At 61.3% G+C, this 6,480-nt stretch carries 7 protein-coding genes and 1 tRNA gene; 6 read left to right on the forward strand and 2 right to left on the reverse strand.

The window, feature by feature from the left end:
* The 6 genes from Q0176_RS03655 to Q0176_RS03680 all read left to right on the forward strand — a co-directional run.
* Positions 1 to 317 (forward strand): hypothetical protein (locus Q0176_RS03655; protein ID WP_299299338.1); only part of this gene is annotated, 317 nt, incomplete at its 5' end.
* 112 nt (positions 318 to 429) lie between these two features.
* A complete protein-coding gene (locus Q0176_RS03660; RefSeq protein ID WP_299299350.1) occupies positions 430 to 993 on the forward strand; it encodes an NUDIX hydrolase in 564 nt (187 codons plus the stop codon).
* 64 nt (positions 994 to 1,057) lie between these two features.
* Positions 1,058 to 2,521, forward strand: coding sequence for a Na+/H+ antiporter NhaC family protein (locus Q0176_RS03665; protein WP_299299340.1), 1,464 nt, complete (start codon positions 1,058 to 1,060; stop codon positions 2,519 to 2,521).
* A 130-nt stretch (positions 2,522 to 2,651) separates the two neighbouring features.
* Positions 2,652 to 2,891 carry a hypothetical protein gene (locus Q0176_RS03670; RefSeq protein WP_299299342.1) on the forward strand — a complete coding sequence of 80 codons (240 nt, stop codon included), beginning with the start codon at positions 2,652 to 2,654 and terminating at the stop codon, positions 2,889 to 2,891.
* 109 nt (positions 2,892 to 3,000) lie between these two features.
* Positions 3,001 to 5,139 carry a heavy metal translocating P-type ATPase gene (locus Q0176_RS03675; protein WP_299299344.1) on the forward strand — a complete coding sequence of 713 codons (2,139 nt, stop codon included), beginning with the start codon at positions 3,001 to 3,003 and terminating at the stop codon, positions 5,137 to 5,139.
* The gene (locus Q0176_RS03680) at positions 5,132 to 5,434 is read left to right on the forward strand and encodes an HMA2 domain-containing protein (RefSeq protein WP_299299346.1); all 303 of its coding nucleotides are present in this window, start codon (positions 5,132 to 5,134) and stop codon (positions 5,432 to 5,434) included. The genes Q0176_RS03675 and Q0176_RS03680 overlap by 8 nt, the downstream gene beginning before the upstream one ends.
* A gap of 101 nt (positions 5,435 to 5,535) precedes the next feature.
* Here the strand turns inward: Q0176_RS03680 and Q0176_RS03685 are convergent.
* Together Q0176_RS03685 and Q0176_RS03690 are read right to left on the reverse strand one after the other, a co-directional pair.
* Positions 5,536 to 5,633, reverse strand: a tRNA-Sec gene (locus Q0176_RS03685).
* Between the two features lie 111 nt (positions 5,634 to 5,744).
* A partial coding sequence (locus Q0176_RS03690) for an AraC family transcriptional regulator (protein ID WP_299299348.1) occupies positions 5,745 to 6,480 on the reverse strand: 736 nt, incomplete at its 5' end.

A 6,480-nucleotide genomic window follows, 5' to 3' on the forward strand; every position in this document is an offset into this window, starting at 1 on the left:
CCCCCGCCATAGCGTTCGGGGCCCCCGCGAGTGCCGTGCTTTACGTCGTGATGATGTCTCAGCTGGACCGGGACGCGTTTTGGACGGGGATCGTATGGTGCGTCCTTGGCCTTGTCGTCTTCTGGTTCTGCAGAAAAAAGTACGGAGATTCGGGGGACGGGACGGATGCCGTCGGAATCCTGGCCGTGGAGGAGCCCCAAGAGGCGGAGAAACTGGCCATGGACAGGGAGTACAGGTGGTGGTGCGCCGCGACCGCCCTGGCCGTCCTGGCCGCGTTGGCCTTCTACGCGCTGCCCTTTTTTACACAGGATCAATAACCTTTGATAAAATGAACGACGGGGAAGGGAGGGCGTTTCGGGCGTTCTTCCGTCGTTGGGGACTATTGTGTGTATCGTTATTTGGGCAGGGAAGAAAGGTGTCGATGTCGTGATGGAGGCACAGGAGGTGGCGGCGGCCGAGCGCCGTTTATCCAGCCGGCGGATCTACGAGGGGCACATCCTGAACCTGAGGGTGGACGACGTGATCCTCGAGTTCGGCCGCACGGCGAGGCGCGAGGTGGTGGAGCATGGAGCGGCCGTGGGTATCCTGGCCCTTACGGAGAAGGGCGGCGTGCTCCTGGTGCGGCAGTACCGTTATGCCGTCGACGAGGAGACGCTCGAGGTCTGCGCCGGCCTCGTGGAGAAAGGGGAGGAACCCCGCGATGCGGCGGTGCGCGAGATGCAGGAGGAGCTGGGCTTCAAACCCGGCAAATTGACGGAGATCGGGCGCTTCTATGCCTCGCCGGGGTTCTGCACGGAGCTGCTGATTCTTTATCTGGCGGAGGAACTGACGCCGTCGCGCCTGCCACAGGACGACGACGAGAACGTCTCGGTGGTGGAGCTTCCCCTGAAGGATATCCCGGGCCGGCTGGCCGAGGGGACGTTTCGGGATTCCAAGACCTTTGCGGCCATGGCCTGGCTGATGGCACGCGAGGGGTTGAGGCCCGGGGTCTGACGGAAGGGGAAAAACGCTACGGAGGGAATGTGAACCAAAAAATTTTTGTTGAGGGGTGAATTCCGTGATTACTTTAATCAAACTGAGCCCCATGATCGTCCTTGCAGGGCTCATGATGTCCGGGATGGACATCCTGCTCGCCGCGCCCATCGCCTTCATCGTCGCCACGATCGTCGCCATGCTTTTGGATCGTTTCTCCTTTTCGGAGCTGCTGGATGCGGGGCTGGAGAACATGAAGTATTATCTCATCGTCTTCCTGATCCTTCAGGCGGCCTACGCCGTGGCGGAGTGCTTCATGGCCACGGGGGTCGCGGCCTCGGTCATCAACATGGCGCTCTCCATGGGTCTGACGGCCAAGTACGTCGCGGTGGCGGCCCTGATTGTGACGTCGGTCCTCTCCGTTGCGACGGGGACCTCCTGGGGGACCTTCGCCGCCTGCGCCCCGATCTTTCTGTGGCTGAACCACATCGTCGACGGCAGCACGGTGCTGACCGTGGCCGCGATCGCAGGAGGCTCCTGCTTCGGGGACAATATCGGCCTGATCTCGGACACCACGGTGGTCAGCTCCGGGATACAGAACGTCTCGATCATCGACAGGGTCCGGCATCAGGGCGTATGGTCCGCCCTTTGCCTGATTTCGGGCGCGGTCGTGTTCTATTTTGCCGCCGTTTCGCTTGGGCTCAAGGATACCTCCGGCCAGGCGGTCGAGGCCATAAACCAGATTCCGGAGATCGTGTGGAGTAACCTGGAGCAGCAGCGCCCCGCGGCCGTCACGCTGCTCCAGCAGGTCCGGAGCGGCGTTCCCCAATACATGGCGATCCCCTTGGTGCTGGTGCTGGTGCTTGCCGGGATCGGCACGAACACCCTGATCTGTCTGGGAACGGGAATTTTTTCCTCCCTGATCTTCGGCTGGTTTTCCGGGACGGTCACGGATATCCGGGCTTTTCTGGATCTGGTCCAGTCGGGCTTCTCCGCGGCGGGCAACTGGACCGTCGTCATGATGCTCTGGGTCGGTGCGTTCGGCGGGGTCATGCGCAAGATGAACGCCTTCGACCCCATCGCCGACGCCATCCTGAGGGTCGTGAGGAGCGTCCGGCAGCTCATGTGCGCCAACGCGGCCCTCTGCCTTCTGGGCAACGCCGCCCTGGCGGACGAGATGGCCCAGATCGTCACGATCAGCCCCATCATCAAGAACATGACGGAACACAGCATCGAGGGCAACGAGAAGGACATGTACAAACTGGCCCTGCGCAACGCGACCTTTGCGGACGCAATGGCCGTCTTCGGCTCCCAGCTGATCCCATGGCATGCCTACATGGCCTTTTTCATCGGGATCACCTATGCGGTGTACCCCATGGCCAAGAGCACGGTCACGATCGGCGGCATCATCCTGCACAACTATCTGGCCTGGATCGCCGTGATCTCCATGCTGGTCCTGACCTACACGGGGCTGGACCGCTTTGTCCCCCTGTTCGGGATCCCCGCGGAGCCGGAGGTCCGTCTGAAGGGGGGGAACAAAAGGAACTGACCCATCCGCCTCATCTCTTTCTCCCGCTCGTGACCTGCCGCGCTTGACAGCGACGAAAAATAGTGCGTTAATAAATTCAGCAAGAGTTTTTTGCATAACTTTTATTTTTACTTGTGAGAGGATGACGGCAATGAAGTTCACGAGCTTTCTGATCTTCGGGGCGGGAGTGGCTTTGGGAGTGGGCGCGACGTGCGCCGTGAAGAGCAGGAGAGGCAGAAAAGTGGCAATCGCTCTTGCCAGCAAGGGGCTCGAACTCAAGGAACACCTGGCCTGCATGGCGGACCGTATGAAGGAGTCCGTCGAGGATATCGTGGCCGAGGCCCGTTACGCCAACGAGCACGGCGATGCCGGGGAGACCTTTGCGGAGTAGCGGGACGGTCGGAAACCGTTCGAGGGAGAAAAAGGGCGACGGACTGCTGATCGCCCTTTTCTTTGTGTCGAGATGTCGAGATTGAGCAAAGGCGGATAGAAGAAATCCGATGAAATTTGAGATTGCACACGAATTGCCCGGGCGCCTGCGCCTTCGCTGCGGCGAAGGCGCTTTTACCCTGCCGGAGTCTCTGGTCGTCGCCTCCCTTCTGGAGCAGCTGGACGGCGTGGAGCGCGTGAAGGCCTCTTTCAGAACCGGGAGCCTGCTGATCCTGCATAATCCGCGGGTCCGGGATACGGTCCTTGAGGCTGTGCGGACGATGGGCCCCGAGTTCTACGGCGGCATCGACGGAGCGGAGCTGGCGGATTCCCCGGAGGGGGGACTATGGGATGGCCTTTGGGGGCTTCTGGGCGGCGTTTTCGTCCGCTCCCTTCTTCCGAGTGTGTTGCGCTATTCCCTTACGGTCCTGAGATCCGTTCCGTTGCTCGTCAGGGGGACGAACGCCCTTTGCCGCAGGAAGCTCAACGTCTCCGTCCTGGACGCCTCGGCCGTCGGGGTGTCGCTTCTGCGCCGCGACTTCCGCACGGCGACGGTCATCACGACGCTGCTGGCCCTGGGGGACCTCCTCGAGGAGTGGACCCACAAGCGTTCCCGTGAGAGCCTGTCCGACAGTCTGATGCTCGACATCGACAAGCTGTGGGTGCGCCGGGACGGGGCGGACGTCCAGATCCCGTTCTCGGACCTGAAACTGGAGGACCTCGCCGTCGTCCGTATGGGGGCGGTCATCCCCGTGGACGGCGTGGTGGAGGACGGGGAGGGGATGGTGAACCAGTCGGCGATGACGGGCGAGTCCATGTCGGTACATCGCCGCCCCGGGCTCAGCGTCTACGCCGGTACCGTCGTCGAGGAGGGGGAACTCGTCATTCGGGTCACGGCCTTCGACTCCGAGACCCGAATCCACAAGATAGCCCAGATGATCGACGAGTCCGAGATGCTGAAGGCGGAGGTCCAGAACCGGGCCGAGCGAATGGCCGACGAGATCGTCCCCTACAGTTTCCTTCTGGCCGGCCTCACCTACCTTCTGACGGGCGACGCCGTCCGCGCCTCCTCCGCGCTCCTGGTGGACTATTCCTGCGCCATTCGCCTGGCGACCCCGCTGGCGATCCTGGCCGCCATGAGGGAGGGGGCCAAACGCGGGGTCCTGATCAAGGGGGGCAAGTTCCTGGAGGCGCTGGCCGGAGCGGATACCGTCGTCTTCGACAAGACGGGGACCCTGACGGTCTCCTCGCCGCGAGTTGCCGATGTGATCCCCTTCGGGGGGCGGACCCGCCAGGACGTCCTGAGGGTCGCAGCGTGCCTCGAGGAGCATTTTCCGCACTCCATAGCGCGTGCCGTCGTCCGACAGGCGGAGCTGGAGGGACTTCACCACCGCGAGGAGCACACGGAAGTCGAGTATGCCGTGGCCCACGGCATCGTCTCTCTCTGGAGGGGCAGGAAGGTCCTGATCGGCAGCGCCCATTTCGTCTTCGAGGACGAGGGGATCGTCTGCAGTGCGGAGGCACGGAAGGAGATCGATCGGGCGCTGGAGCGGTATTCCGTCCTCTACCTGGCGATGGACGGCGAGCTGGCCGGGCTCCTGTGCATCGAGGACCCCCTGCGTCCCGATGCCGGAGAGGTGGTGGACCTCCTGCACAAGGATGGGGTGAGGCGGGTCGTCCTGATGACGGGGGACGAGGAACGCGTCGCCCGGAACGTCGCCGGACGTCTCTCCATCGACGAGTTTCACGCCCGTATGCTGCCCGACGAAAAGACGCGTTTCGTCGAGCGCTTTCGGACGGGGGGGGCCGGGGTCGTCATGGTGGGGGACGGGATCAACGATTCCCCCGCACTCTCCGCGGCCGACGTGGGGGTCGCCATGCGCAGCGGGGCGGACATCGCCAGGGAGGTCGCGGACATCGTGCTCTCCGACAACCGCCTCTCCGGAATCACGGATGCCCGACGTCTGGGGCGAGGGGTTATGAGGAAGATATACGGAAACTATGCGATGATCGTCGGGGTAAACACGGTCCTCCTGGGGCTGGGGATTCTGGGCGGCATCACTCCGGTTCTCTCCGCCCTCCTGCATAACCTGACCACGGTGGGTGCGGCCCTGTACGCCCTGACCCCGGTGCTGAAACAGGGGCGTCCTTCGGAAACGGGGAGGGCCGGTTGTGCCGGCCGCTCCGGCCATGGGTCCGATCATGATTGAAAGCTTCGTGCCGGGGAGGGTTCGGCTGCGGTCTCGGCTGCTGAGGGATCCGGAGACCGCCGGGGCCCTGAGGCGGTCCCTTCTGGATATCCGGGGGGTGCGTTCGGTTGCCCTGAACGAGCGGACCGGGGGACTTCTGCTGGAGTACGACGCCGGATCGCTTCCGCTCCCGGTGCTGATGAAGGCGATGCCCCTGTTCGATCGCCTTCAGGCGCTCGAGGAGAAAACGGGGGACATCCTTCAGGATGTGGATGCTGTCCTGAGGGAGCTGAAGTCCCTTCTGGAGAGTGAATGAGGACAGGAAAGAGGAAAGGGAACCGCTGAAAAGCGATAAAAAGACGCCGGCTTCCCGCATGTCGCGAGGCCGGCGTCTTCCTGTCATCGTCATTGTTTTTTTGGCGGAGGCGTGTGGGGATCGAACCCACCAGGGACAGCGCAAACCGCCCCTCACCGGGTTTGAAGCCCGGGCCCGTCACCAGACGAATCTCACCTCCGTAACCTCTTTATTTTACCCGTACCTCCTCAAAAAGTCCATAAAAAATTCCTCAAAAAATTCCTCTCAATATAGATCAGGCACGTTCCACATCTCGAAAGATTCCAGTATCTCACAGGACATGAGGTGGAGGATCTGTTGTGCCGTGGAGGGCAATATCTTTAGGGTCAGGAGTATTAATCTGTGTACCGTACTCCAACCGCAGCCGTGAAGGCGTAATGTTCTTCAGGGCTTTGAAGCATTTCGTGAAGTACGACTGGCTATTGAACCCAGTCTCGTAGGCAATCTCGGCGACACTCTTATCCGTCCCCATCAGCAGGCCTATGCTTTTGTTGATCCGGTAGGCCATGAGATAGCGAAAGAGCGGCTGCCCGACGGTTTTTTGAAAAAAGCGGCAGCATTCGCCTCTGCTGAAACCGATGAGGGAGGCAATATCTCCAAGGCTGATACGATCCGCATAGTGAGCGTGTATGAAGCGAAGTATTTTTTTCAAGCGTTCACCGTTTTCGTATGCCGCCTTTTCCCCGGAATTCTCCGGCAGGCACTGCAGCGTATTCTTCCAGATCAAGATCACATGGGAACAGATGTCCAATTCGACTCCCGGCGAGGGGTTCTCCCGAAGGCGTCGGATTTCCAGCAGCGAGTCCAGAATATTTTCGGCCTTGTTGTCCTCCTTGTCGAGGACAATAAAGGCGAGCGTCGGGTCCGCCAGGACGGGCAACAGATATCGGGAGTAAAGAAAACCCTTTATGTTTTCGCTGATGAGGCCAGCTGAAAAGTAGATGCATAGATAAGAGGCACCGTCACATTCAGGCTCGATCCTGTGCAGCCTTTGTGTGTTGATGAAG

The sequence above is a fragment of the uncultured Fretibacterium sp. genome, assembly GCF_938040765.1.
GTDB lineage: Bacteria > Synergistota > Synergistia > Synergistales > Aminobacteriaceae > CAJPSE01.